The following is a 26,085-nucleotide window of genomic DNA, read 5'->3' as shown; positions in this document are numbered from 1 at the left end:
TGGAGACGCACGGACCGACGCCTGGATGCGGACTCGCAAGCGCGCCAACCCACTCCAGCGGACCAGCGATGAACACCCATACCCGCTGGCTGCGGGAAGGATCACTTGCTGACAACCCGCGTACTGTAGCCCTCCGTAGTGCCAGAGGTCACATTGAGGGGCACCCTGTTCGGATGATCTTCGTCGCTGTGTTACGAGAAGAATTCTGATATAAGCCCCGACCACGACGAACGGGCCGCCCTCCCGGTCGGGAGTGCGGCCCTGAGCAGCCAATCAGTGGGTTGAGCGCGGAGTCAGTCGGGACGACTGACCATGCGATCAGCGGGGGTTGATCCGGGAGTCAGCGACCCACCGGCCATACCATGCGGACCTCCGTGCCGACGCCCTCCTCGACGGGGCGCACCTGAAGATCCTCGACGAAACCGGCCAGCAGCGCGAAGCCCACGCCGGTGGTCAGGTCGTCCTCGTTGAGCGACTCGTTGGCGAGCTGGTCGGCGTCCAGCGCGGCCAGGCCGATGCTCGCCTCGATCGGCGCCCGGTCCACCACCCGCACCGCGTACGCCCCGCTGTCGGACATCTCCACGAGCACCGGATCCGGCACGTTGTACTGCCGGTGCAGCGCCACCGCCCGGGTGCACGCCTCACCGATGGCCAGCCGCACCTCGTCGAGCAGGTCCTCGCGGACGCCGGCGCGGCGGGCCACCGCGACACCGACCAGCCGGGCGGTGCGCACGTGCACCGGGGCCGGCGAGAAGGAGAGCCGGACCGTCGCCATCAGGCGCCGGAGCCGGTCGGATCGGCCCCGATCGCCGCGTCGACGGTCGGGTACAGCGGGAAGACCTGATCCAGGGCGGTGATCCGGAAGATCTTGAGCAGCGGTTCCTTGCCGCAGACCAGCGCGAAGCTGCCGCCGGCCGCGCGCAGCCGCTTTAGCGCGCCCACCAGCACGCCCAGCCCCGTGGAGTCCAGGAAGTCGACCCGGCCCAGGTCGACCACGACGTGCCGGTCTCCGCCGTCGATCAGCTCCAGCAGCCGTTCCCGCAGCCGAGGGGCCGTGTAGACGTCGACCTCACCGCCGACCTCGAGCACCGTGTGCTCCCCCACGGCACGGGTCGCCAGCGACAGCTCCATCGGTCCTCCTCGCAAGAGTCGTAAACTCTCCTGGGCATCTAACCATCCCCGCCGGGGCCGTCCGCGAGGTCACCGGCGAAGGGCTCCCCCATACCCACACCCCCGCCGGTCAACTCCGAACACTTGTGCGAGAGTGCAGACATGCCCCCCGCAGCCACCGTAGCCGCAGGCCACGGCCCCGACCGCCCGCCCGGCGCGGCCCCGGCCGAGCTGCTGCGTCGGCTGCGCGCGCGCACCGGCGGCGACGCCGACCCGGTCACCCACGTCGAGCGGGTGCCGGCCCGGCCCGGCGAACAGGCACCGTGGCCGCAGTGGACCCCCGAGGAACTGCGCGCGGCGTTCGCCCGCCGCGGCATCGTCGCGCCGTGGCGGCACCAGGCCGAGGCCGCCGACCTGGCGTACGCGGGCACGCACGTCGTCGTCGCCACCGGCACGGCGTCGGGCAAGTCCCTGGCGTACCAGCTTCCCGCGCTGGCCACCCTGCTCGCCGACCCCCGGGCCACCGTGCTCTACCTCGCGCCGACCAAGGCGCTCGCCGCCGACCAGTTGCGCGCCGTCGCCGGCCTGGAACTCGACGGGGTACGCCCCGCCACCTACGACGGGGACACCCCGCGCGCCGAGCGGGAGTGGATCCGCCGGCACTCCCGGTTCGTGCTGACCAACCCCGACATGCTGCACCACGGCATCCTCCCCGGGCACGCCCACTGGTCGGGGTTCCTGCGCCGGCTGGCGTACGTGGTCGTCGACGAGTGCCACACCTACCGGGGCGTGTTCGGCTCCCACGTCGCGCACGTGCTGCGCCGGCTGCGCCGCCAGTGCGCCCGCTTCGGGCGTACCCCCGTGTTCCTGCTGGCCTCGGCCACGTCGGGTGACCCGGCGACGGCGGCCGGGCGGCTCACCGGCCTGCCCGTCGCGGCCGTCACCGACGACGCCTCGCCGCGCGGCGGGGTGACCTTCGCCCTGTGGGAGCCGCCGCTGCTGCCCGGCGACCAGGCTCCCGGGGCCGGCGGCCAGGCGGGCGGGGCCGGCGACCTCGCTCCGGTGCGCCGGTCGGCGCTGCGGGAGACCGCCGACCTGCTCGCCGACGCGGTCGCCTCCGGCGTGCGCACCCTCGCCTTCGTCCGGTCCCGCAAGGGCGCCGAGGTGGTGGCCGCCACCGCGCGCCGCGCCCTCGACGAGGCAGTCCCCGGGCTCGGCGACCGGGTGGCCGCCTACCGGGCCGGCTACCTGCGCGAGGAGCGGCGCGAGCTGGAACGCGCCCTGCTGCACGGCGACCTGCTCGGGCTCGCCTCGACCAACGCCCTGGAGCTCGGCGTCGACCTGGTCGGCCTCGACGCCGTGCTGATCTGCGGCTGGCCGGGCACCCGGGCGTCCCTGTGGCAGCAGGCCGGGCGGGCGGGGCGCTCCGGCGACGAGGCGCTCGCCGTGCTCGTCGCCCGGGACGACCCGCTGGACACCTACCTCGTGCACCACCCGGAGGCCCTGTTCGGCCGCCCCGTCGAGGCCACCGTGCTCGACCCGGCCAACCCGTACGTGCTCGCCCCGCAGCTCGCCTGCGCGGCGGCCGAGGCCCCACTCACTCCCGCCGACCTGGACCTCTTCGGCGACGGCGCGAAGGAGGCCGTCGACTCGCTCGTCGCGGCGGGCGCGTTGCGGCAGCGGCCGACCGGCTGGTACTGGCGGCACCGCGAACGCCCCGAGGTGGACCTGCGCGGCGAGGGAGGGGCCCCGGTCTGCGTGGTCGAGGCGGCCACCGGGCGGCTGCTCGGCACCGTCGACGGCGGGTCGGCCCACTTCCTCGTCCACGCCGGCGCGGTCCACCTGCACCAGGGCGTGTCCTACGTGGTCGACTCGCTGGACCTCGACGACGGGTGCGCGCTGGTGCACCCGGAGGAGCCCGACTGGTCCACCCACGCCCGGGACGTCACCTCCCTCACCGTGGCGTCGGTCCGCTCGTACGTCGACGCCGGGCCCGTCGGGCTCTTCCTCGGCGAGGTGGACGTGACCAGCCAGGTCGTGTCGTACCAGCGGCGCCGGATCTCCTCCGGCGAGGTCATCGACACCCGCCCGCTGGACCTGCCGGCCCGCGAGCTGCGCACCGTCGCCGTCTGGTTCACCCTCTCCCCGGAGTCGCTGGCGGCGGCCGGGGTCGAGCCGGCGGACGTGCCCGGGGCGCTGCACGCCGCCGAGCACGCCGCCATCGGGCTGCTGCCGCTGATGGCCACCTGCGACCGGTGGGACATCGGCGGGCTGTCGACGGCGCTGCACCCGGACACCGAGGCCCCCACCGTCTTCGTCTACGACGGGCACCCCGGCGGGGCGGGTTTCGCCGAGCGGGCGTACGGCACGGCCGCACAGTGGCTGCGGGCCACCCGCGACGCGATCGCCGAGTGCGGCTGCGAGGCGGGGTGCCCGTCCTGCGTCCAGTCCCCGAAGTGCGGCAACGGCAACAACCCGCTGTCCAAGCCGGGCGCGCTCCGGGTCCTCGACGTGGTGCTGGCCAACCTGCCCGGGCCGGGGGCCGCCGCGCTGCCCCGGCAGGGTGACCGGCGCGCCGAATAGGCGGCGTGCCGGATGGGCCGGTATCGGGAGGCGTGCATGACCAGAAGGCCTAGTGGGCATTGATGCATGGGAGCGCTTCCATGTCAGGCACCCGCCCCACTACCCTGAGATCGCCGTTTCCAGCCGCCGGAGGAGGAGTCGTGGCCGACACCATCGCCGAGACCGTCGACCTGCTCTACACCATCGACCAGGAACACCTCACCCCCGACCAGCAGATCGCCCTCGGTGCCGCCATGGCCACGCTCGCCCAGGCGGAGCGGCTGGAACAGATCAACGAGCGGCTGCGCGGCATCCACCAGGTGCTCAACGCGTGGGCGCTCAAGGCCACCGTCGACGGCGGACGCTGACGGCTGCCAGCGGGCCGGCGGCCGTCAGCCGGCGGGCGGGTGTCGGCGGGCTGTGCGAGACTCCGGCGACCCTTTGGAGGAGATCTCATGCAGCTCGACACCTTGCAGCACCAGCAGCAGTTCCACGTCCGGCAACGAATCCGGATGATGGTCAACCAGTACGAGGTCCACTCCGTCGCCCCCGACGGCTCGGAAGGCGGGCTGCTGGCGTTCGCACAGCAGAAGCGGCTGGCGTTCAAGGAACAGGTCACCATCTACACCGACGACAGCAAGCAGCAGCCGCTGCTCGGCTTCAAGGCCCGGCAGCGGCTGGACCTCGGCGCCACGTACGACGTGACCGACCACGCCGGCACCCCGATCGGGCTGTTCCGCAAGGACTTCGCCCAGTCGCTGCTGCGGTCCACGTGGCACGTCGAGCAGGCCGGCCTGCCGCAGATCACCGGCCAGGAACGCAGCATGCCGGTGGCGCTGCTGCGCCGGTTCGTCGACTCGCTGTCCTGGCTGCCGTACCACTTCGACTTCACCGCCGACGGCCAGCCGGTGTTCTCGGTCATCAAGAAGTGGGGCCTGCGCGACCGGTACGTCGTCGAGGTGCACAACCCGCAGATCGACCGGCGGCTCGTGATCGCCATGGCGATCGGCCTGGACGCCCTCCAGGGCCGCTGACCCGGGGCCGCTGGCCCTGACGTCGCCCCGGTCCGACGGCCTTCGGTCCCGCCGCCGGCTTTCGGTCCCGGCTCCGCTGAACGGCCGGGGCCGGGCCGGGACGGCCCAACACCACCACTCCCATCTGCTCGGCCAGGCGCAGGACGTCGGCGCTCGCCGCGGTGGCCGCCGGAGGACGACCGCCAGCAGCGCGTGCCCCACCGGCCCGATACGGACCTTGGCCGTCGCCACCCGGTCGGCGCCCACCACCGCCTCGGCCGCACCAGGCAGGTCACCGAGGCCACCCCGGGCTAGCCCCTAACCTCGACGTGTGTGGGGAATCAGGGAGATCTTGGAAGATTCCGGCCCCCGGAAGGGCCATGCGCTTCCAAGATCTCGCAGCTCCGAAGCTTGTCGGGCCAGTGGCCTCCCAAGCGGGTAGGAGGCAACACTCTCCCTGATCGAGCACGATCTTGTTGCGTGCCCGCCCGCTTACACCACGCCGAGGCCGGGTGAGCGACCGTGACACAGGTGCCAGGTGGAGGTCGGTGGGCGTTCACGCAGATCGCTAGGCCGACTCCGGCAAGGAAAGCACCGGCAGCGGCGGCGTTCAGGCGCGGGAGATGTGGATCAGCCGGTAGTTGGGGCTGTGCCGGGTTGTGAGCGGAACGCGGGTCCGGTCGAAGTCCGGGTTCCCGAGCTCGACCTCGGTGCCCTCCGGCACGTTGAACTCCCTGACGGTGAAGGTCAGGGGCACGTAGCCGGGCACGCTGGCGTTGCCGCTGTTTACCCTGTTGATGCCGTCGATGACGCTCTGCGCGAACCCCTGGCCGGGCTCGTTGTCGGTCAGCACATAGGCATGGCTTGCGGCCCCCATCACCTCGTCGAGGCAGGAAGCGAGGTCGTTCGGCGGCGCCAGCTTCGTCCACGGCCCCGGGTGCGGCACGAAGATGTCGGTGTGCGGCACGTGGTTGCCGAACGCGGTGATGGATGCCTGGTGAAGCGTCACCGCGTTGGCGGGCACGCCGACGCTCGCAAGCGTGGATTGCGCCGTCGGCGTCATGTCCGGGTCGTAGGCCGACACCTGACCACGCTGGCTCGCGAGGTCCCGCAGGAAGTTGGCCTCTCCCCGGCTGACCACGTTGATCCCACCGGTCAGCGTGTTCCGCACCACCGCCAGCGCCTCCTCGACGTGGTAGATCTCCTCGTCGTCGGCGGCCAGCGTCTGCAGTTGGGCGATCATCGGCTGGGGAAGGCCCGCGAACGCCGGATAGGTGGGGACATCGTTCGACTCCAGCAGGGTGGGGTCCGCCGGGTCCCCCGCAGCGATCATCCGCTGGACCGCCGGCGCCCCGACCCCGTGCCCGCCGGTGTCCGCGTCGTGCTGCTCCGACTCGGCGGCCGGGGACGGAGGTGCCACGGACAGCGCCCTGGTCGCGGTCTCCTCGGCCTCCCGCTCGAACCGGTCGGACGGATCGCTGATCCGCAGCCCGCCGCCGTGATCCGTGCCGTCCACCGCGCCCAGGCGCTGCTGGACGACGTGGGTCAGCTCGTGGGCGAGGGTGTGCCGGTCGGCACCGCCCTGGCCGATCACCACGTGGTTGCCCGAGGTGTAGGCCCGCGCCCCGATCTCGCCGGCCGACTGCTCCGCCGCCGTGCCGGTGTGCAGCCGGACGTCGGAGAAGTCGGCGCCGAGCCTGGCCTCCATGTCGGCCCTGGTCGTCTCGTCGAGCGGCGCCCCCGCAGAACGCAGCACCTCCGGCACCGTCGACCGCTGGACCGGCTGTCCTCCGGCCAGCAGGCGGCCGACCTCGGCGTTGCCGATGGCGCGCTGGAGCGCCGGCAGCGCGGCCGGCGTGAGGGCCTCCGGTCCCAGGTCGGCGTGGGCCGGGTGCGCAACCGCCGGTTCCTCCTCCCGGACGGGTCCCGTCAGCGACGCTGAGCCCAGCCGGCGCTGCCGCTCCGGGTCCTGCCGTGCGTGCATGATCGTCTCCGTTCGACGGGCTCCGCGGGACCGGTTCGGACGGGTGGGGCCGTTCTCGGGCGACGAGCCGGCCGGGACGAGCCGGGCGATCTTCGTCATCCCACCTAAGCGCGCGGGACGCCGCCCCGCGAGAGCCGCCGGGGCACACCTGTTGCCCCTGGGGGCGCGCGCCACCGTCGATGCGTCATGCCCGGGCCGGGCCGGCGCGGGCGGTCGCCGTGGCGACCCGGGTGAGGCCGGGCACCGGCGTGACGGTCACCTCCGTCGCCACCACGGCGTCCAGCCCGTCGAGCCGGCAGCCGGCCAGCCGCGCCCCGTTGGCCCGAGCGACGGCATCAGCGGACGCGCAGGCCACCTCGCCGCCGGTGAGCGCCTGCGCCGCTGCGGCGAGCGCGGCGAAGTCCGCCGCCACCGCGGCCCGCTGGCGCGCGACCCGGGCAGCCTCGACGGCCGCGCCAAAGACGCCGACGATCACGAACATCAGCCCGACGGCGAGCAGACACACGGTCGCCCCGCCCCGATCGCCGCCGCACCGCCGGCCCACCGCCACCCCACCCCGACCGCCACCGCACCGCCGGCCCACGGTCGCCCCGCTCGTCCCGGCCCCGCCGGATCGCCCGTTGCCCGGAGCGCTCGCTGCGCGGGCCGGTGCGCCCAGGGTGACTGAGCGCGTCCTCACGGCTGCGGGCCCGGGGCGCCGGGCTCGACGGCGGCGACCGCCGTAGCGGTCACGGTGATGAGGGGCAGTCGAGCGCCGAGGGCGCGCACGGGTGCCCGTACCGACGCGGTGACCCTTTCGCCGCCCACCGAGACCGAGACGTCGGCTCCGGCGGGTGCCGCCGCCTCGCCCGCCGCGACGCCGGGCTGGCCCCGGGAGGCGGCGAGCGCCGCCTCCCGGGCCGCCCCGAGGCAGCCGGCCTGCGTCGCCACCGCGTTGACGGCGGTGAGACCGGCGAGCAGGAGCAGCAGCAACGCCGGCAGGCCGGCGGCCATTTCGGCCGTGAACGACCCACGCTCCCGGGGCCGCCGGAGTGGACGCCGCCGCGCCCGACGGCCACGTCGACCGGATGCTGGCTGCCGCTCCGGCGCACCCCGATCGCGCACGGCCTGCCGGCGGCGCGTCACTTCAGCGCCCGGTCGATCACGGCGGTCAGCGCGGACTGGACGTTGCCCGAGGTCAGCACCTTGAGCAGGATGCCGGCGAACGCGACGGCGGCGAGGGTGCCGACGGCGTACTCGGCGGTGTTCATCCCGGCGTCGCCGCGCAGGCGCACGAGGAGCTTTCGCATGTGTGTTCCTTTCTCGACTTGTCGCCGCGCGGCCGGACGGCCGACGGCGCTCAGAGCACGTCGCCGAGGACGGCGACGATCACCGGCACCAGGCCGGCGAGAATGAAGGCCGGCAGGAAGCAGAGCCCCAGCGGCAGCACGATGAGGACACCGGCCCGGCGGGCGGACGCCTCGGCGGCGGTCGAGCGGTCGGCGCGCAGGTCGTCGGCCAGACGGGTCAGCGCGCCGGCGAGGGCGGCACCGCTGCTCGACGAGCGCAGCGCCGCCCCGGCCAGCCGCTCGGCCCCCGGTACCGCGGCGAGATGCGCCCACGCCTCCTCGGAGCCGCCGCCGAGGAGCAGGGTCCGGCCGACGCGGCCGAGGCGGTCCCCCAACGGTCCGCCGAGCGCTTCGGCCACCGCGAGCACCGAACGGTCGACGGGAGCCCCGGCCCGCATCGCGGACGCGAGAAGGTCCGCGGCGAGGGGCAGGTCGGCGGCCTCCCGCAGCCGCCGCTCCCGGGCGACGCGCGGCTCGATCCGGCGCAGTCCCCGGTCCGCCACGACGGCGGCGAAAGCACCGCCGAGCAGTCCCGACCAGCCGCCCAGCACGATCAGGACCGCCGCCCCGGCCAGCCCTGCCCCGAGGCGTACCGAGTCGGGCCACCACGCCGGGCGCGACCGCCCGGCAGGCTCGTTCCGCCGGCTCAGGCCGCGCAGCCGCCGGGCGGGGGCGGCCCGCGTACGGACGGACAGGGCGAGCACGGCCGCCACGGCGAGACAGCCGGCGGCCAGCGCATGGCGGGACATCAGCGGCTCCCGTCCGGTGCCGCGCCGAGCCGTTCGGCCCAGAACAGGCCGGCGAGCTGGAGGACGACGGCCACCACCGCGCAGCCACCACCGACGGGGGTGTGCAGCAGGACCGCGACGGGGTCGACGCCGACCCCGTACCCCAGCCCGATGCCGCCGAGGGGCAGCGCGGCGAGGAGCCAGGCGGTGGCCCGGCTCCCGGCCGCCTGCGCTGCGGCGGCCGCGAGTCCCCGATCGGTGGCCCGCGCGTCGGCCTCGATGCGTTCCAGCAGGTCGGCCAGGGGTGCCCCGGTCCGGTCGGCGAGCTGAACCGCCGCGCGGGCCAGCCGCCCTAGCCGATCGGCAGCTGCGGGGTCGACGGGCAGCGAGGCGGCGGCCGTCAGCACCGGAACGCCGGCACGCAGGTCCGCGGCGAGGGCGCAGAGCTGGTCCAGGCTGCGCCGTCGCGCGAGCTGCGCCTGCCGGGCCAGCCGCCTGCGGAGCAGACCACGTACGGCCAGCGCCCCGTACGCGCCGACCACCACGGCGGCCACCGGCCCGGCCAGCACGGCACCGGACGCCGCACCCGCCACGCCCCCGACCAGCGGGGCCCGCCGGGGCGAGGCCGACAGCCAGGCCGGGGCGCGCAGCGACCGGAGACCGGCCACCGACAGCCGGGCACGCCCACCGCCGCCCGCCCCGTCGCGCGGCGGAACCGTGGACGGGCCCGGGTGGGGCGGCGTCTCGGATCGGAGCAGGGCACCTGCCGGCCTGCGCGGATCACGCCGACCGGGCGGGCCGGACCGTCCGCCGGGCTCCGCCGGACCGGGAGCGCCAGCGGGGCCGACCGAGGGACGGTGACCGGTCGGGCCGGGCGAGGGACGGTGACCCGTCGGGCCGGACCGGCTGGAGGGCGGGCCCGGGGTGCACGGGCCGGCGGTGGCCCAGGCCGGGCGGGCGCCGGACGGCGCGGGGTCCCGCACCGGCCGACCGGCATCCGGCGCGCCGGACCCCGCCGGGTGCGGGGGCGGTTGCCCGAGCAGCGCGCGTCTCCTGGCCCGGCTGCTGCGCATCGGCCACACCACGGCCGCAGCAGCGGCGACGAGGAGGGCGGCCACCAGCCATTCGGTCGTGCTCACCCGAGCTCCCCGTGGCGGGCAGGGGCCCCGGCCCGGCCGTCCCGCTCGGTGCCGCCCCGCCACGCCTCACCCAGGACCGACGGGACGGGCACGTCCCGCTCCCGCAGCAGCACGCCGAGGGCCTGCGCGGCCCGACCGGGGCCGTGGCCGCGTACCCAGGCGGGGACGACCGTGACGAGGCGGTCCGGGCCGTCCGGGAGCAGCAGGCAGACCGACTCCAGGACGCGGCCCCGCGCGCCCCGGCGGACCTGGAGCAGCACCTGGAGCGCGGCGGCGACCTGGGCGTGCAGCGCGGCCCGGGGCAGCCCGCCCAGCATGCCGAGCGCCTCCAGCCGGGCCGGTACGTCCGAGGGCGCGTTGGCGTGCAGCGTCCCCGCGCCGCCGTCGTGGCCGGTGTTCAGCGCGGCGAGCAGGTCGACGACCTCCCCGCCCCGGCATTCCCCGACGACGAGCCGGTCGGGGCGCATCCGGAGCGCCTGCCGCACCAGGTCGCTGAGCCCGACCGCGCCGGCACCCTCCACGTTGGAGGTGCGGGCCTGCAGTCCGACCACGTGCGGATGCAGGGGGCGCAGCTCGGTGGCGTCCTCGACCAGCACGATCCGCTCGTTGCCGGGCACCAGCCCGAGCAGGGTGTTGAGCAGGGTCGTCTTGCCGGAGCCGGTGCCGCCCACCACCAGGTACGCGAGCCGAGCGGCCACTACGGCGGCCAGCACCGGTGCGACCGGCCGGGGCACGGTGCCCTGCCGCACGAGGTCGTCCAGCGTGAACGGGCGCTGCCGGAAGGTGCGCAGGGACAGGTAGGGCCCGTCCGTGGCCACCGGGGGCAGCACGGCGTGCAGCCTCGTGCCGTCCGGCAGCCGGGCGTCGGCGTACGGGGCGCCGTCGTCGAGGCGACGGCCGGCTCCGGCGGCGAGGCGTTGCGCCAGGCGGCGTACGTCGTCGACGGTGCCCACCGGCACCGCGACCTGGTGCAGGCCCTGGCCCCGGTCGACCCACACCCGGTTGCCGTTGACGAGAACGTCGGTCACCTCCGGATCGGCGAGCAGGGGTGCCAGCGGGCCCGCGCCGACCAGGTCGTCGTGCACCCGGCCCGCGATGCGCAGCACGGCGGTGTCGCCGAGGACCGCCGCCGCCGGCTCGGCGCGGACGGCGGAGACCACCGCCGCCGGCGTGACCGGGGCGGCCGTGGCGGCGAAGCGCTGCCGCACCCGGCTGGCGATCTCCTCGCCGTCGGCGTGGCCGGTCACGCCGCACCCGGCATCGGGACGCCGGTCAGCTCGCCGACGATCCGCTGGCAGAGCGCGGCGAGGGGGCCGCGCCCGTCGGCGGCGGGGGCCTCCCCGCGCTCCAGTCCCCGGCACAGCCCCGGCTCGGGGCGGAGCGTGCCGGCCAGCGGCAGGCCCAGCGCGCGGGCGACTTCGACGGCCTTGAGCCGGCCCGGCGCCGGGCCCCGCACGACGACGGAGAGTTGGGCGCAGTGCGGGGCGGCGGCCGCCGCCACCCGGGCCGCCGCGGCGGTGGCCCGCAGCTCGGCCGGCACGACGAGGAACGCCTGGTCGGCGGCCTGCAACGCGAGCACGGCCGGGTCGTCGAGGTGCCGGGGCACGTCGACCACGACGAAGTCGCGCCCGCGTCGGGCCGCGTCGAGGGTGGCCGCCATGGCCGGGGCGGGCAGCGGCAGGGGGTCTCCCCGGTCCCAGGAGAGCACCACCAGGTCGCCGCGGCTGGGCAGGGCCCGCACCAGCGCCGGCGGGTCGACCCGGCCGTCGGCGTCGGTCAGCGCCGGCCAGCGCAGCCCGTCCAGTTGTTCCCAGCCGAGCACCAGGTCGAGCCCGCCGCCGAGCGGGTCGGCGTCGACGAGGAGGGTGCGCAGCCGGGCCCGGGCGGCGGTGACGGCCAACCCGCCGGCGAGGATGCTGGCTCCGGCACCGCCCCGGCCGCCGAGCACCGCGACCACCCGGGCCACGCCGTCCCCGGCGCGGTCCGGCGCGCACTCGGCGAACCGGTCCACCAGCCACGGCTCGGCGGCCGGCAGCGTGGCGACGTGCTCGGCACCGATCAGCTCGGCGATCTCCCAGCCGGGGTCCAGTTGCCCCGTCCGGCCCACCAGGACCATGCGCGACCGGCGCGGCAGCCGCGCCCGCAGGCAGGGCTGGGCCTGGTCGTCGCCCACCAGCACCAGCGGGGCCGGTGACCACCGGGACCGGGCGGCGGCCGGGTCGGCGGCCACCTCGACCTCAGTGCCGCCTGCGGCGGCGAGCCGGAGCAGGTCGTCGAGCAGGCCGTCGTCCGAGGTCACCACCAGGGGCAGTCGGCGGCGCGGCGGGAGCGGGGTACGGGGTGGTGGCATCGCGGCCTCCAGCAGTCGGGCTCGGGGGTGCTGCCGGAGAGCGTGCCCGGGTGGGACCCGGCCCGGCCGCCCACGATGGCTTCCCTGTGGACAACCGGGGGCACTGTGGACAACGCCCGAAGCCCGAGTGGATCTGCTATGGCGGGCCGAAGCGGTGCAGGTCGGAGGGGTCAGCCACGGCAGGCGCCTGGGCCCCGTCGCACGTCCCGCGCCCGAATACGCCGCCGGCCCGGGTGCCCGATGGACGGCCGAGGCAGAATTCCCCCCGGCAACCATTGACCTTGGAGAACCCATTTCGCATAATTCGGTCCTCCGTGCCGCTGTTTCGAGCGGCACCGTGCGCGGATCGGGGCCATGACCCACTCAAACGATTTCGACGATCGGCGCAGGCTCGACATCTCCAGGGGGGCCGGGGAAGGCGCCGGGACGGTGGCGCGCCTGCGCATCGGCGGCTGGGTGCCGCCGTCGGTGGAGCGCGCGGCTCTGCCGTCCGCGCCCTACCAGGCGTTTCCCGTCGGGGACGGCTGGACCGGGGCGGGGCCGGGGGCGGCACCGGCCGCCCAGCCGGCGTCCGCGCCGTCGAGACGCGCCTACGGCAGCGAGGGGCCGCAGTTGGCCCTCGTGCTGACCTCCGTGGCGGTCGGGCTGGTGGCCACTCTGGTCATCACGCTGCTTCCGTTGTTCAACGCCTACCAGCCGTACCAGCCGGGGCCGATCGCCCAGGAGCCGATCCGGGTGGGCCTGCCGACCGACAGCGCGACGCCCACGCCCACCCTCTCTCCGGCGTTGGGGTCGCTGTCGAACCGGGCCTCGTCGCCGGCCCGGGCTTCCGCGTCGAGCCGCCCGTCGACCGACCGGCCCCGCGACACCGGCCCGACCCCGACCGCCCGCGCGACCACGAGCCGGCCCGCCCCGGCGACGACCGGGCCGCGGCCGCAGCCCAACCCGGCGGGTACGGCGGAACTGCAGGCGCTTCCGCCGTCTGCGGAGTCGCGCCTGCGGTCGACCGGCGGCGGCCGCTCGACGTACGTCGACTTCGTCAACGCCCGGCGCGAGCGGGTCGTCGTGTACTGGCTCGACTGGGACGGCCGCCGCCGGCAGTACCGGACGCTGGGACCGGGCGAGTCGTACCGGCAGCAGACCTACGTCGGGCACCCGTGGGTGGTCACGAACGACCGGGGGTGGGCGCTGGCCTGCTTCCAGCCGGAGCCCGAGACGCGCCGGGCCGTGGTGCGCTGAAACGACGGTGGCTCACCGTCGCGGCATCAGCCACGACGGTGAGCCACCGCGCCTCGCTAGTTGGCGACGAGGCGGAACTGCTGGTTGGCCTGCCCGTGGCAGTCGTAGAGCTGGACCTGCTGCCCGTTGCCGGTGCCCCACACGTCGAGGCAGCGGCCGGACTGGACGCCCGAGATGGTGCCGTTGGAGTTGACGTTCCACTGCTGGTTGGCCCCGCCGTTGCAGCTGTAGATCTGGACCGCCGCGCCGTTGCCGGAGCCGTTGGCGTCCAGGCACCGGCTGCCGCCGTACACGGTCAGTTGCTTGCTCGCGGTGTACGTCCACTGCTGGTTGGTCTGGCCGTGGCAGTCGTAGAGCTGCACCCGCGTGCCGTTGGTCTGCGACGAGTTCGGCACGTCGATGCACCGGCCCGACTGGCTGCCGACGATCCGGTTGGCGCCGCCGGACGGCGGCGGCGTGGTCGGCGTCGCCGTCGGGGTGCCGGTGGGACCGGGGCCGGCGGCGTTGAGGGCGTTGAGGACCGAGGTGTACGCGGCCTTCTTGTTGCCCCCACCGTCGAAGAGCAGCGGGTTCTCGTTGGAACGCCAGGAGTCGCTGTCGCGGACGCCCCAGACGGTGATGCCGATGCAGCGGGGCACGTTCAGGCAGGCCTGGGTGAGCCCGGCGTACTGGGTGGTGGAGGCGTTGGTGACGTCGACCTCGGTCAGCGCCACGTCGACGCCGAGCGCGGCGAAGCTGGACAGCGTGGTCTGGAAGTTGCTCGGCAGGGAGCTGCCGCCGGTGAAGTGGGTCTGCAGGCCGACGCAGTCGATCGGCACGCCGCGGGACTTGAAGTCCTGGATCATCCGGTAGACACCCTGCGTCTTGCCGTAGCTCCAGTTCTCGATGTTGTAGTCGTTGTAGCAGAGCTTGGTCGACGGGTCGGCCGCCCGGGCGGTGCGGAACGCCACCTCGATCCAGTCGTTGCCGGTGCCCTGGAGGTTCGACTGGCGGCGGCTGCCGTCCTCGTTGAACGCCTCGTTGACCACGTCCCACGCGGCGAGCTTGCCCTTGTAGTGGGCCATCACGCCGTTGATGTGGTTGATCATGGCGCTGCGCAGCGCGCTGCCGCTCATGCGCTCCATCCAGGGCGGCTGCTGGGCGTGCCAGGCCAGGGTGTGCCCCCGGACCTTCAGGCCACGCTGGGTGGCCCAGTTGTAGATCTGGTCCCCGGCGGAGAAGTTGAACTGGTTCTGGTTCGGCTCCGTCGCGTCCGGCTTCATCTCGTTCTCGGCCGTGATCATGTTGAACTCACGCCCGGCGATGGTGCTGTACGTGGAGTCGTTCAACCGACCCCCGGCGATGGCGGTGCCGAAGTAGCGGCCCGACTGCGCCGCCGCGGCCCCCAGCGTGGTGGCGGCCTGGGCCAGGCTGGGCACCACCAGCGCCGCACCGGCCAGCACCAGCGCGCTGGCGGCGGTGGCCACCACCGCGCGGCGGCGGCCGTTGCTCAGTAGACGTTTCATGACACTCCTTTGCATATCCATCGACGATGCGCAAAGTTGGAAGGAAGCGCGGATTCACGGCCTGTTTCCGAAACTTTCGGAAACTGCCGTAACTGGATTGCAACATACCCGCAACCGCCTGATCGGTCAACGTCGATGGCGCTGTCGTGCGAGGCAGGGGAGCGCGATCAGCCCTACACACTGACGGCACACCGGAAGCCCGACAGGAAGCACCTCCCCTGCCGGGCATGACCCTTACCCCACCAGAGCCCGAAACTTTCGGCGCAGCGCGCCTCGGTTCAGCCGAGGGCGGTGTGTTGCGGCGGGAACCGCAGTTCGAGTTCGACCGTCTGTACCGCGTCCTGGCTCACCGTGATCGGCTCGGGTCGGCCGGTCCAGTAGCCCTGGGCGAAGTCGACGCCGTAGCTCTTCAGGTGCTCGACGGTCTCGTCGTCCTGCACGTACTCGGCCGCGACGCGGATGCCGAGCGTCTGGCACAGTTCCACCAGCTTCGACACCACGGCCTGGTCCGCCGGCGACCGGCAGAGGTCGACGATGAACGTTCCATCGATCTTGACGAGGTCCACCGGGAGGTACTTCAGGTGCGCGAGCGCCCCGTACCCGGTGCCGAAGTCGTCAAGCGCCAGGTGGCAGCCCGCCGCCCTGATCCCCCGGGCGAAGGCCAGCGCCTCGTTCCGGTTCTCGATGAGCGCGGTTTCGGTGATCTCGAACGTCAGGCGCTCCGGCTTGACCCCGTACCGGTCGATCGCCTCCGTCACGAAGGTCAGCAGTCCCGGGTCGGCGAGGGACTTCCCCGAGATGTTGACCTGGTAGTGGGAGGTCTGCGCGCCCCGGCCGATGAACTCCAGGGCGTGGTCGACGACCCACTTGTCGACCGCGAGGATCTCGCCGACGCGTTCGGCCATGTCGAGGAAGGCCACCGGCGCGACCGGCTCCCCGGTGTCGCTGCGCACCCGCAGGAGGATCTCGTGGCGGGTGACCTGGTTGAGGTTGAGGTCGACGATGGGCTGGGCGTAGAGGGCGAACCTGCTGGCCGAGACCGCGTGCCGGACACGGGAGCGGCACCGGGCCGTCCGCTCGCCGTCCGCGACCGGCTGGTCGAGCACGACGACGGAGGCGGTGTCGCGGCGCGCGTCCCGGGCCGCGTGCTCGCCGTCGACGAGCAGGTCGAAGCCGGTGGCGAGCACGCCGCTGCCGAAGCGCACCACGCCCGCCGAGGTGTTGAGCCGCAGGGTGTTCTGCCGGATGCCGAACAGGTGGTTCCGGAAGGTCTCCACGATCCGGGCCGCCAGGCTCTCGGCGGCCTCCGCGCGCCCGTCGGCCGGCGCGAGCAGCACCCCCCACAATCCGGAGCCGACCAGACCTGCGGTCACGTCGTTGCCGACGACCGTGCGCAGCAGCCGGGCGACCGACGCCGTCAGGCGGTCGCGGTCGGCGTCGGTGAGCGCGTCCGGCAGCCGGGTGGCGGGTTCGGTCGCGACCACGACCAGGGCTCCGCCGGTGGTACGGCGGGCCCGGTCGACCTCGTCGATGACGTACCCGCGGTTCGGCAGCCCGGTGAGGCCGTCCAGCACGGCCAGGTCGGCACCGAGCATCTGGCTCCGGATGGCGAGCCGGCGGCGTTCCTGCCGGGCGAGTTCGAGCGCGGTGACGTCCTCGCCGGTCACGATGATCCCCGACGGTTCGCCCTCGCGGGTGGTGATCTCCAGGTGGCAGTGCACGTGGCGGATGCTGCCGCCGGGCTGGACCACCCGGAAGCCGACCTCGCCCGGCCGGCACCGCGTCCACGCCGTCCGGACGGCCCTGCGGACCCGCTCGGCGTCGGCGGGATGGACGAGCCCGAACAGCGTCTCGGGCGTGAGGCGCAGTGTCCCCGGCGCCTGCCCGAAGATCATCGCCATCTCGTCCGACCAGTGGAGCCGACCAAGGCCGTCCCGCCCGCCGGCCACCCAGGTGATGGTGCCCAACTTCGCCAGCTGGGCGGCGCGCGCGACCCTGGTCGCCTCGTCGACGTCCCAGGTCAGCGGGTCGACGAGGGCGGTGTCGACCATGATCTTGTAGCCCTCGGCGAGCGAGAGGTCGTACCGGCTCTGCGCCGCACGCGCGACGCGGCGCGCGCGGGCGAGTTCCAGCGGGCTCGGCCTGGTCTCGGCCAGCGCCAGGATGTCATCGAGGTCCACGACGTGCTCCCTGCCGCCGGTGACCGTCCGGGGCGACGTAGCCGGCCTCCTCAGCCAGCTCGCGCAGCCCTCGCCTCGCGGCGACCTTGTAGGAGCGGACGCTGTTCTCGGTCAGCCCGAGGATGCGGGCGATCTCCTGGTTGGAGAAGCCCTCCTGCGCCATCTGGAACACCTCGGCGTGCCGTGCCGGGAGCCGGTGCAACCAGCCCCGCAGCAGTTCCTGCGCCTCCCACACGTCGGCGATGTTCGAGTGCGGCGCCGTCGGCAGGTCCTCCGGTGCCATCGCAGCCTCCCGTAGGTGCCGCTGGTGGTCCTTGCGGATCTTGTGTCGCGCCGTGACGATGATCCAGCCGATCGGCCGGTCGTGGACGCGCAGCTTGGACCACTGGACGCGCCCGTGCAGGTACGCCTCGTTGAGCGCGTCCTCGACCACCTCGCGGTCCCGGCACGCCGACCTGAGGATCCGCTCCACCTGGTGGTAGGAGGCCTCGGTGAACGCGGCGAACTCCTGGTCGTGCGCGGCCTTCACGCGTGCGGCCTCCGCCTCGCGCGTCGCCTCGCAGTCGGCCTGCTCCGGTGTCAGGGCGGCGGTGCCCTCGAACTCGATCACGCCGCCTCCCTGGCGGCCTCGGAGTTCGACCCGCCACGGCCGCCCAGCTCCACCTCGCGGTGCCCGTCGCGGTCGCGCTCCACGATCCGCACCACGTCGTGGTCGGCCTCCGCGAGCCTGGTCAGCCACGTGACCCGGGCTGTCGTACGTGTCGTCACCTCCCGCTCCTGCTGTATCCGGGCCCGGTACGCGACGCAGGCGCGCGCCAGGCCGGCCAGTACCCCGGCGACGGTGACGGCCACGGCCATCACCTGGTATCCGGTGAGCGGTTCCGCCAGCGCTTCGTTCATCTTTCCCCTGCCCCTCTCGGTCGACAATTACTATCCGTGGCGGGCAGCGGTTGTAGACGCCCCAGCGTCCACAATGTTCGGGAAGATCAATGATCAAGCCTTTTACCTGGCAGTACGGCACAAAGTAGTGGCGACGGGACGCTGCGCGAAGGGTGCGTGACAATCCCATCGGGGCAATTTGCACACCGCCCTAAATCACTCTCAGCTATCGTCCCGCCACTCCGGACCGGCCCGTCCCGCGCGCCCGATCCAGCACCTCCTCGACGGTGAGCGGGCTGCGGGGATGATGCGTCAGCGAGAGCGGGGTCCGGATCTTCCGTGGTGCCGCGCCCTCGGCGGCGAGGTAGAACTCGCCCACCGTCAGCCGGGAGATGTCCGGCACGTCCCCGCCCTTGGCGCGGGCCATCTCGCGGGCCGCCTCGATCTGGATCGGGCTGTTCATCAGGCCGTACAACTGCGTCGCCGCGTTCCCCGGGATGCGGTTGTGCAGCCCCTTCGGCGCCTGCGTGGCGAAGACCAGCCCGAGCCCGTACTTGCGCGCCTGGGCGGCCAGCGCCAGCGTGCTCTGGGTGCAGGCCGTCATCGCCCCCGACGGGGCGAACGTCTGCGCCTCGTCCATGACGAGCAGCCCCAGCAGCGGCCGGTCGCCGGCCGGGTTCCTCTTGATCCAGGCGAACAGCGCCATCTGGAGCTGGTTGACGAAGCTCTGGCGCACGTCGTCGGAGGGCAGGCCCACGAGGCTGACCACCGATACCCGGGCCCGCCTGCCGGGGGCGGGCGTGAGCAGCACGCCGGGATCCATCGGGGTGCCCTCGCCCCCGAAGAGCGGATCGTTGACCATGGCCGCCGTCAGGTTCTGCGCCAGGCTGAGGCCGATCTTCTCGGCGTCGTCGAGGTCGATGATCCCGTCCGGCAGGTCGGCCAGCGTGTCGACGAGGCCCCTCAGCCGGGAACCGCCGCGCCGGCCGTAGTGCTCGACGGCCTTGCGCAGCACCGCCAGCCCCAAGTGCGCCCTGGTGGCCCGGCCGGTGACCATGGCGCGCGGCGCGAGGGCCGCGACCGCCGCCTCGACGGCCTCACCGAACTCGTCCGGGTCGTCGCGCACGCCGGTGAAGTCGGGCAGCGGCTGGAAGCTCAGCGGGCGGCCCGAGTTGCGGCGCGGCGTCCAGACCACCACGTCGGTGTACGCCAGATAGTCCCGCGCCCGGGCCGCGTCGCCCGGCCGCCACCTTGCGGGCTGCTCGGGCCATTCCTCCCCGAGGCGGGCGAGGTCGTTGTTCGGGTCGAGCACGATGGCGGAGACACCGGCGAGGGCGCACTCCTCGACGATGCGGCGGATGAGCACCGTCTTGCCCGAGCCCGAGCCGGCGAAGATCGTGGTGTGCTTCCGGAGCGCCTCCAGGGCCAGCGGCACGGGCGCGCCGTCGTCGTACCCGTACCCGACGACGAACGCCGGCTCGGCCGGGACGGTGGCCGCCGGGGCCGACTCGGCCGGCCCTGCCGACTCGGCCGACCGCGCCGGCTCGCTGGCCTCCGGGGCCGGAGTGACCGGGGTCGGGGCGGTGGGGGTCGGGGCGGCCGGGCGGGCGGCGGGTCCCGGCGGCGCGGCGTCCGTCGTCCAGCGGTCGACGTCGGCCAGCGCGTGCTGGAGGAACTTCAGGTCCCGGGTCGGGCGGCGGTCGATCAGCCAGCCCTGGAAGTCCATCGTGGCCTCGGCGAGCATGACCCGCAGCGCCGAGAGGATCCGCAGGTCCTCCTCGTCGACACCGATGGTCTGCCCGCCCGCCGCCGTGAACGCGGAGACGGCCTTCCGGGTGGCGGCGCTGGTCGACCAGCCGCGGTTGCGCAGCAGGAACAGCGTGCGCTTGGCCGAGCCGGTGTCGAGGGCGGCCGCCACACTCGCCTTGCGGAGCCGGGCCAGCGCCGCGTTGCCGTGGTGGTCGTCGCTGATCGCCCGGAAACACCAGTGCGCCTGGTCCTCGGTGCGCTCGTCGAGCGTCAGGCGCAGCCGGGCGTGCAGCGGCGGGTCGGTGCTCGGGGGCGGGTCGACGCTGAACGCCGCACCGGCGTCGCCGCGTTCCAGGATCCAGGCGGTGAGCCCGGCGGCGAGCAGCGGCGGCATCGCCTCGTCCTCCGTCGCCCGCCCGAGCGGGGTGGCGACGTCGGCGGCGTCCCGCAGCTCGGCGAAGCGGGCGTCGTAACGCTCCATCTCCTCGGCGGTGGCGGTGACCGGGGCGGGCCGGGGCGCTGGTGACTCCGCGACGGCCGGCTCGCCCAGCGTGGCCATCTCCCGCACCTCGTCGGCGGCGAGGCAGCCCCGGATGTGCCGGTCGATCTCGATCAGCAGTTGGCGCGGGGTGAAGGCCCCGGCCTCGGCGAAGGCGCGCGGGGACACCGGCCACGACGGGTACGGCGGCGCGTACCCGACCTCGCCGTAGCGGACGGTGAACCGCTTCTCGATGATCGCCCGCGCGAGATCGGCGTCGTCGATCCGGCGCAGGACCGGGGTCTCCCGGAACCGGTCGGCGACGGTGTCGGCGGCCGTGGACCGGATGATCGTCCACGAGTTCGGGATGCAGGCGAGGACGGTCAGCGTGCGCCGCGTCGCCTGCCGCAGCGACATCAGGCCGTCCGCCATCCGGGCCAGCATGAGCGACTGCTCCGGGCTCATCGCGGCGGCGCCCACCACGGCGGGGTCGCTCTGGATCGCCAACTGGGCGATCAGCGTGTCGACCTGGTCGATCGCCACCACCGACGGGCCGGTGAGCGCCAGCAGCCAGGACAGGTCCTGCACGATCTGCTGGGCCGGTCGGGGCGCGCGCCGCATCCCCCAGGCCGCGCGTTCGCCGGCCACGACCTCCTCGCCGGAGAGGAAGTAGTTCTCCGCCAGGTCGCGGTGGGAGATGTCCTCCGAGGCGGACAGCGCGAGGGCGCGGGCGGTCTCCTGGCAGGTGCGGGCCGCGTGCCGGTCGTAGTCGCCGAGGCCGGTGAGGAAGGCGTCGAGCGCCGGCCGGGTCAGCTCGGTGTCGCCCATCACGGCCCGGCGTGCCGTCCGGGGCGCGCCCACCAGCGCCGACAGCCGCCGCAGCAGCAGCTTGAGCTGCGTCTCGGGGCTGCCGGGCACCGGCCGGGCCAGGCCGTCCAGCAGGGCGGCGAGGACGTTGTCCCAGAAGCTGCCCGCGTCGAGCAGGCCGACCAGGAAGAAGTAGCCGCCCGCCTCCTGCACCCGCTGGCGGACCACGCCCAGCAGGTGGGTCTTGCCGGACCCCCGCTGCCCCTGCACGACGAGGCCGAGCGGGCTGCCGTGCGGGTTCGACGCGGCCTCGTCCACCCCGGCGAGCACCTCCCGGACGACCGGGACGTGCAGGCCCTCGACGTGGAAGGGCAGCGGACGCCACACGTCGTCGGGGACCGGCGCCCAGTCGAACCGCAGGGCCGCCAGCGCGGTCCGCTCCGCCTCGTCCATCACACGCCGATCGCCAGCAGATGATTGTCCTGCCCGCCGAGGCGCAGCGCGGCCGCGATGTCCGCCTCGGTGAGCGTCTTCTGGTTCGACTCCGGCGTGATGGCGACGCCCTCGGAGCGGCTGAGCCGACGCAGCGCCTCGTCCAGGTCCTCGCGCGGCACGTCGGCGAAGAACGGGCGGAGGCGGCGCAGGCTCACCCAGGCCCCCGGCGCGTCGGCCAGCGCCCGGTACGCGCTGACCACGCGCGCCGTCAGCGCGCCCGCCGGGTCGGCGGCGGCCGTGGGAGCCGACGCGCGTACGTCGGTCACGGCGAACAGCTCGGCCAGCGTGGCGCAGCCGCTGCGCGCCAGGACCCGGTCGCGCAGGTTGGCCTGGAGGGCGGTCAACGCGGCGCCGAGCGCCGACGCGCCGCGCAGCGCGAAGTCGAGGTCGCTCTGCATCCGCACCCAGCCCTTGTCGTCGAGCTGGAGGGCGTACGTCGATCCGCTCTTGCGGCTGGCGACGTAGTGCAGGCGGGTGAGCTTGTCGCGCTGCGGCTTGCGTACGTCGAGGTGGTAGAGCTCGCGGAGCTCGGTGTTCAGCACCTCGCGCGCCTCGGCCATGAGCACGACGAGGATCGCGCTCTCGGATGCCGTCAGATCATCGCCGGCCATGCTGCCGTCCTTCCGCCATGTCCCGCCGACGCTCCCGCAGATACGTGCCGATCTGCCGGACCACGGCACCGACGTCGTGGGTCACCCGGGCGTTGGTGAAGCGCAGGACGGCGTAACCATCCAGTTGCAACTGGACGTCGCGCTGCCGGTCGGCCTCGAAGTGGACCGGACGGCAGTGCTCCGGCCCGTCGATCTCCACCACGCACCGTTCGTCGGGCCACAGTAGATCCAGCCGGACCGGCGTGGCCAGATCATGCGACCGGTAGCTCTGGTTCCACCGCCGCCCGACGGCCCAGCTCTCGGCGGCGAGCGCCGCCTCCAGCCTCTTCTCGGCCTCGCTCGCCGGGTGCGGCCGGCCCACCACCGCCCCCGCGTCGGACGACAGTCCGCGCGGCGCGGGAGGCACGTCGCGCGCCGTGCGTGGCGGGGTGAGCGACGCGGATGGCACGTCGCGCGCCGTGCGTGGCGGCGCGAGCGACGCGGCGCGCGGCACGGGCGGCAGCGCGACCGAGAACTCCGGCACCGCCTCCAGCCCGGCCGCGCCGGCCCCGAGCAGCCAGGTGACCGGGCCGCCGTGCTGCACCAGCCAGGCGGCCCCCGCCGCAGAAACCGCGCCCGTGCCGGCGGCCGGCTCGACGAGCAGCACCACCCGACGCCGGCCGAACGCCCCCGCGACGAGCCGCGCCAGTGCCGCCGCCCGGGTGCGCAGCGGCAACTGCGTGCCGGCGGGACGCCGGGCCGTCACCGCGAAGACGGCCAGGTCCGGCAGGAAGGAACCGGGATAACGATCGCGGCGGGACCGCGCCGCAGCGGCGGCCCGGACCGCCGCCAGGCCGGACGTGTCCGGGCGGACGCCGTCCGCAGCCTCGGGCAGCCAGGCGGGCAGCAACTCGACGGCGACCTGTTCGAGCTGGCCCAACGCGGCGTACACGAAGTCCACCGGCAGCGCGATCCGGGCGGCCGGGCGGTGCACCACGGCGGCCAACTCCGCGTGGTCCCGCGCGATCAGCATGGCCAGCGCGTCGGTGTCCGCGTCGGGCAACGCGACGACCCGGTCGGCGGGGACGTCGGCGAGGCTCCGGTTAACCAGCAGCGTCCGGCCCTCCCCCACGGTCGACGGGACGTCCCGGACAGAGTACGAACGCGCCTCGGGTGACGCCACACCGTCGCGTGCCCGCTACGTAGGGCGTCGGGGGACGGAAAGGCCCTCCCACCAGCGGCGGGACGCTCAGGTGCCGCTGCAGAGTCGGCTTTCGGACCGTGGGGGGTGGACGTCCCGGCGGAAGCCGTTGCGCGGAGCCCGACGGCCGGCTTGACCGCCCGGACAGCTGTACAGCTACCGCCCGGCGTCCTCGTTCAGCAGCACTTGGACAGCGGCCACGACATCCGTGACGGTGCGATCAGGTGGGGCGAGTTCAGGCGGCCATTCCTTGCCCCGGCTGACCCATAGGGTGGCAAGCCCTGCCGCGCGGCCACCCTCGACATCAAGCACCGGGCTGTCACCGATCGCCCAGCCACCATCCCGCAAATCAAGACCGCACCCACGGGCCGCCGCCTCGAAGATCTCGCGTGCTGGCTTCCGGACGCCCACCTCTGCGGACACCGCCCAGGCGTCGACGCATCGGTCCAGCCCAGTACGCCTGATCTTGCCCAACTGGTTGTCCGCCTGGCCGTTGGTCACGATCGCGACACTCCAGCCATCGTCGCGCAGCAGTCTCAGCGACCCCAGCACTTCTTCGGGGCAACTCACCAGTTCCGGCATCCGGCGTCGGTACTGCCCCCACGTGGTGTCCACCGATGCCAGACCGAAACGGGCCGTCACCTCGCCAAAGAACCAGTCGCGGGGTACGGCACCGTCCTGATCAGTCGCGATCAGCCAGGCCAACGCGTCGTCTGACAGTCCGCGATCGGCGCAGAACTCGGCTGCCCAGCGTCGGAATGCTCCCGAACGGTCCACAAGCGTGTTATCGAGATCGAAGAGCGCCATCTGCTGCATGATCAGCAACCGTACCGGGCGGGTGAAGCCGAGCACTTTTCGTCCGAGCGCCGGCCACCGGACGTCGCTTGATTCGTCGCTCGGGGTCAGAGTGCCGCCGACGGGCAAGGCTCGCAGGCACAGGGAGAACTGCTGCCGCACCTCGCCATCGGTGTAGGCGATGACGTGACCGGGGTCGGAGTAGACGCCGATCATTCCGGCGACCTCGACCCGTAGGCCGGTCTCCTCCTGGGCCTCCCGGACCGCCGTCCCCGCGACCGATTCGCCGATCTCCTGGCCGCCGCCGGGCAGCGACCAAAGGCCGTTGTCGGTGCGCTGGATGAGCAGCACCCGACCGTCCTCGTCTCGGACGAAGACGGAGACGGCCACGACGATGCTGTTGGCCTTCGGCGCGTTCGGGTCGTAGTAGTGCTCAATTCTCGCCACGAGAATAGGCTGCCACCTCGCCGCCGGCTGCTGGGCATGATCGAAAGTCGCCACGCGGCACGGCCTTCGCTGCCGATCTGCTGACTTCTGCGCTGCGCACCGTTCCCGCCGAAGCGCCAGCGATCAATCGTGGTAAGCGCTACTGGCCGCGCGGCCCTGCTTGCGCCGAAGTAGCCAGCTCGGCTTCAATCCCCCAGGCATGCCGATGTGCTCGCACAACTTGCGTTGACTGTAGCCACCAGGAACGCCGCGTCCAACAGCCATCCAAAACGCCTTGGCCTGGCCCAGGTGCCCGCTGCCGGTGTACCAGTGCAGTCCTGGATTTCCTCGCGGAGCGCCCACAGTGCCACCGAGGCAAGGCCCTGACGCTGGTACTCCTCGGCGGTGTATGGCTTGTCGACCCATGCTATTCGGCAGTACGGGCACACGATGTACTCGACGGCAAAGGCGAACTCCCCGTTGAGGGTTGCCTGTCGGCACCGCCAACCGAAGTACCTACCTGATGCGGTGTCCTGCCAGGGCGTGTCAAGGGTCGGGAGCTGGCCGACCGAGTAGCGCGGACGCTTGTCGAGCCGCCCACGTGTCACGTGGTATAGGGCATCGCGAAGTGGAGCCCGCCCAGACCATCGACCAACGCCGGTGAGCGCCTGGTCACAAAGCCGCCGCACGGCTCGCTGAGCTTCTGCCGTCACAGGCCAACACTATCGGCAGTGCGACGCGCACTCTAGGCAGGAAGGCGGTCCGGTGCCGGGCAGTTAAGGACCTCGGCTTGAAGGATTGTTCCGGCTGTCATGATCCGCCCGGATCACCTGGTGGGCGGGGGTGTGGCTGTGCCCGATCATGACCGCTGGGGACCGTCTGGGACACGGTTTAGGAAGGCAACAGCGCAGCGGCAGCGTGACCACTGTGGGCATGCCCCGGGCGGGCCGGATGCTTACCGGCTCCGCGCGCCAAGATCGTTGCACGCATTCTGCACGAGGCGCTGCGGACGCCCGAGGACGGCCGGACCGCCCGCAGGGGAGGCCGCGAGCGCGGACGGCTTCGCCTAATCGTTGTGCACTGGCCGTAGGTGCTCTTCCTGTGGGTCGTAGCAGACAAGCCCTTGCTCGGCGGCCAGGCGGGCAGCCTCGGCCGACAGTTCGCCAGCCAGCCCGTATGGCATCGTCAGGTAGATCATCGGCCCGGAAGCATCGTCGAGCAGGGATTCCCAACCGGAAGTCTGATTATCGGTCAGGACGGCCCAGCGCTCAGCCAGCGCCTCGGCGTAGGCCAGGATGCCGGGAGTCGGGGCAACCTCCTCGCCAGCCATGTACTTCTCGTAGAGTTGGTCGTAGACGGCTCCGCCCTCGCCATCGTTCGACGGCTGCACGCCCTCCCACACCGCCAGGTCGTAACTCATGACCGGAGTCTGCCAGCCTTTGAGTCACGGGACAGTGACGGTGGCTCGCACCAGGGCCGCTGACCTGCTCATCCCGTCGACTTCCGTCGGCCTGCGGCCGGGTCCGT

Annotated in this window: 23 protein-coding genes and 1 pseudogene; 4 read left to right on the top strand and 20 right to left on the bottom strand. The window is 73.7% G+C overall.

Annotation, left to right across the window (positions count from 1 at the left end):
- Positions 1–340 precede the first annotated feature (340 nt).
- Positions 341–775, bottom strand: a complete 435-nt coding sequence (locus LPU61_RS26150) for an ATP-binding protein (RefSeq protein ID WP_043961491.1) — start codon at positions 773–775, stop codon at positions 341–343.
- Positions 775–1,131 (bottom strand): STAS domain-containing protein, encoded by a 357-nt coding sequence (locus LPU61_RS26145; protein WP_043961490.1) that lies wholly within the window; start codon positions 1,129–1,131, stop codon positions 775–777. Before LPU61_RS26145 ends, LPU61_RS26150 begins: the two co-directional genes overlap by 1 nt.
- A gap of 141 nt (positions 1,132–1,272) precedes the next feature.
- On the opposite strand from LPU61_RS26145, the gene LPU61_RS26140 reads away from it, so the two are divergent.
- The 3 genes from LPU61_RS26140 to LPU61_RS26130 all read left to right on the top strand — a co-directional run bounded on the left by LPU61_RS26140 (position 1,273) and on the right by LPU61_RS26130 (position 4,706).
- On the top strand, positions 1,273–3,693 hold the full coding sequence (locus LPU61_RS26140) for a DEAD/DEAH box helicase (protein WP_229406461.1): 2,421 nt from the start codon (positions 1,273–1,275) through the stop codon (positions 3,691–3,693).
- Positions 3,694–3,833: 140 nt separating this feature from the next.
- Positions 3,834–4,040, top strand: coding sequence for a hypothetical protein (locus LPU61_RS26135; protein ID WP_043961488.1), 207 nt, complete (start codon positions 3,834–3,836; stop codon positions 4,038–4,040).
- A gap of 87 nt (positions 4,041–4,127) precedes the next feature.
- Entirely contained in the window at positions 4,128–4,706 is a 579-nt protein-coding gene (locus tag LPU61_RS26130) for a hypothetical protein (protein WP_043961487.1), read from the top strand.
- 589 nt (positions 4,707–5,295) lie between these two features.
- Here LPU61_RS26130 and LPU61_RS26125 read toward each other — a convergent pair.
- From LPU61_RS26125 to ssd, 8 genes are all read right to left on the bottom strand, one after another.
- The gene (locus LPU61_RS26125) at positions 5,296–6,669 is read right to left on the bottom strand and encodes a DUF4157 domain-containing protein (RefSeq protein WP_229406460.1); all 1,374 of its coding nucleotides are present in this window, start codon (positions 6,667–6,669) and stop codon (positions 5,296–5,298) included.
- 184 nt (positions 6,670–6,853) lie between these two features.
- Positions 6,854–7,327 (bottom strand): Rv3654c family TadE-like protein, encoded by a 474-nt coding sequence (locus LPU61_RS26120; RefSeq protein ID WP_374199720.1) that lies wholly within the window; start codon positions 7,325–7,327, stop codon positions 6,854–6,856.
- A gap of 17 nt (positions 7,328–7,344) precedes the next feature.
- Positions 7,345–7,662 carry a TadE family type IV pilus minor pilin gene (locus LPU61_RS26115; RefSeq protein ID WP_043961485.1) on the bottom strand — a complete coding sequence of 106 codons (318 nt, stop codon included), beginning with the start codon at positions 7,660–7,662 and terminating at the stop codon, positions 7,345–7,347.
- A gap of 128 nt (positions 7,663–7,790) precedes the next feature.
- Positions 7,791–7,958 carry a DUF4244 domain-containing protein gene (locus LPU61_RS26110; protein ID WP_077935702.1) on the bottom strand — a complete coding sequence of 56 codons (168 nt, stop codon included), beginning with the start codon at positions 7,956–7,958 and terminating at the stop codon, positions 7,791–7,793.
- A 50-nt stretch (positions 7,959–8,008) separates the two neighbouring features.
- A complete protein-coding gene (locus LPU61_RS26105; RefSeq protein ID WP_229406459.1) occupies positions 8,009–8,746 on the bottom strand; it encodes a type II secretion system F family protein in 738 nt (245 codons plus the stop codon).
- Positions 8,746–9,864: a type II secretion system F family protein gene (locus tag LPU61_RS26100; protein WP_229406458.1), complete on the bottom strand. Its 1,119-nt coding sequence runs from the start codon at positions 9,862–9,864 to the stop codon at positions 8,746–8,748. The genes LPU61_RS26105 and LPU61_RS26100 overlap by 1 nt, the downstream gene beginning before the upstream one ends.
- Positions 9,861–11,111, bottom strand: coding sequence for a TadA family conjugal transfer-associated ATPase (locus LPU61_RS26095; protein WP_229406457.1), 1,251 nt, complete (start codon positions 11,109–11,111; stop codon positions 9,861–9,863). The genes LPU61_RS26100 and LPU61_RS26095 overlap by 4 nt, the downstream gene beginning before the upstream one ends.
- On the bottom strand, positions 11,108–12,163 hold the full coding sequence (gene ssd, locus LPU61_RS26090; protein WP_198956422.1) for a septum site-determining protein Ssd: 1,056 nt from the start codon (positions 12,161–12,163) through the stop codon (positions 11,108–11,110). The genes LPU61_RS26095 and ssd overlap by 4 nt, the downstream gene beginning before the upstream one ends.
- 480 nt (positions 12,164–12,643) lie before the next feature.
- On the opposite strand from ssd, the gene LPU61_RS26085 reads away from it, so the two are divergent.
- Entirely contained in the window at positions 12,644–13,453 is an 810-nt protein-coding gene (locus LPU61_RS26085; protein ID WP_229406456.1) for a hypothetical protein, read from the top strand.
- Between the two features lie 56 nt (positions 13,454–13,509).
- Here the strand turns inward: LPU61_RS26085 and LPU61_RS26080 are convergent, their stop codons facing one another.
- The 10 genes and pseudogenes from LPU61_RS26080 to LPU61_RS26035 all read right to left on the bottom strand — a co-directional run bounded on the left by LPU61_RS26080 (position 13,510) and on the right by LPU61_RS26035 (position 25,978).
- Positions 13,510–14,958 carry an endo-1,4-beta-xylanase gene (locus LPU61_RS26080; protein ID WP_043961461.1) on the bottom strand — a complete coding sequence of 483 codons (1,449 nt, stop codon included), beginning with the start codon at positions 14,956–14,958 and terminating at the stop codon, positions 13,510–13,512.
- Positions 14,959–15,236: 278 nt separating this feature from the next.
- A complete protein-coding gene (locus tag LPU61_RS26075) occupies positions 15,237–17,138 on the bottom strand; it encodes an EAL domain-containing protein (protein ID WP_052503594.1) in 1,902 nt (633 codons plus the stop codon).
- Complete coding sequence (locus tag LPU61_RS26070) at positions 17,125–17,748, bottom strand: RNA polymerase sigma factor (protein WP_229406455.1); 624 nt, start codon at positions 17,746–17,748, stop codon at positions 17,125–17,127. The genes LPU61_RS26075 and LPU61_RS26070 overlap by 14 nt, the downstream gene beginning before the upstream one ends.
- Positions 17,745–18,038: a hypothetical protein gene (locus LPU61_RS26065; protein WP_043961459.1), complete on the bottom strand. Its 294-nt coding sequence runs from the start codon at positions 18,036–18,038 to the stop codon at positions 17,745–17,747. Before LPU61_RS26065 ends, LPU61_RS26070 begins: the two co-directional genes overlap by 4 nt.
- 205 nt (positions 18,039–18,243) lie before the next feature.
- Complete coding sequence (locus tag LPU61_RS26060) at positions 18,244–21,504, bottom strand: helicase HerA domain-containing protein (RefSeq protein WP_229406620.1); 3,261 nt, start codon at positions 21,502–21,504, stop codon at positions 18,244–18,246.
- Entirely contained in the window at positions 21,504–22,157 is a 654-nt protein-coding gene (locus LPU61_RS26055) for a hypothetical protein (RefSeq protein WP_052503593.1), read from the bottom strand. Before LPU61_RS26055 ends, LPU61_RS26060 begins: the two co-directional genes overlap by 1 nt.
- The gene (locus LPU61_RS26050; RefSeq protein ID WP_229406454.1) at positions 22,144–23,268 is read right to left on the bottom strand and encodes an endonuclease domain-containing protein; all 1,125 of its coding nucleotides are present in this window, start codon (positions 23,266–23,268) and stop codon (positions 22,144–22,146) included. The genes LPU61_RS26055 and LPU61_RS26050 overlap by 14 nt, the downstream gene beginning before the upstream one ends.
- Before the next feature lie 225 nt (positions 23,269–23,493).
- Entirely contained in the window at positions 23,494–24,144 is a 651-nt protein-coding gene (locus LPU61_RS26045) for an HAD family hydrolase (RefSeq protein WP_229406619.1), read from the bottom strand.
- A gap of 63 nt (positions 24,145–24,207) precedes the next feature.
- Positions 24,208–24,579: pseudogene (locus tag LPU61_RS26040) on the bottom strand (NUDIX domain-containing protein); the annotation flags it as partial.
- A gap of 1,045 nt (positions 24,580–25,624) precedes the next feature.
- Positions 25,625–25,978 (bottom strand): hypothetical protein, encoded by a 354-nt coding sequence (locus LPU61_RS26035; protein ID WP_229406453.1) that lies wholly within the window; start codon positions 25,976–25,978, stop codon positions 25,625–25,627.
- Between the last annotated feature and the right edge of the window lie 107 nt (positions 25,979–26,085).

This window comes from Micromonospora sp. NBRC 110038 (assembly GCF_020884815.1).
Lineage (GTDB): Bacteria > Actinomycetota > Actinomycetes > Mycobacteriales > Micromonosporaceae > Micromonospora > Micromonospora haikouensis.
The sequence above is the reverse complement of the archived record's forward strand: the minus strand, read 5'-3'. Positions and strand labels throughout refer to the sequence as shown.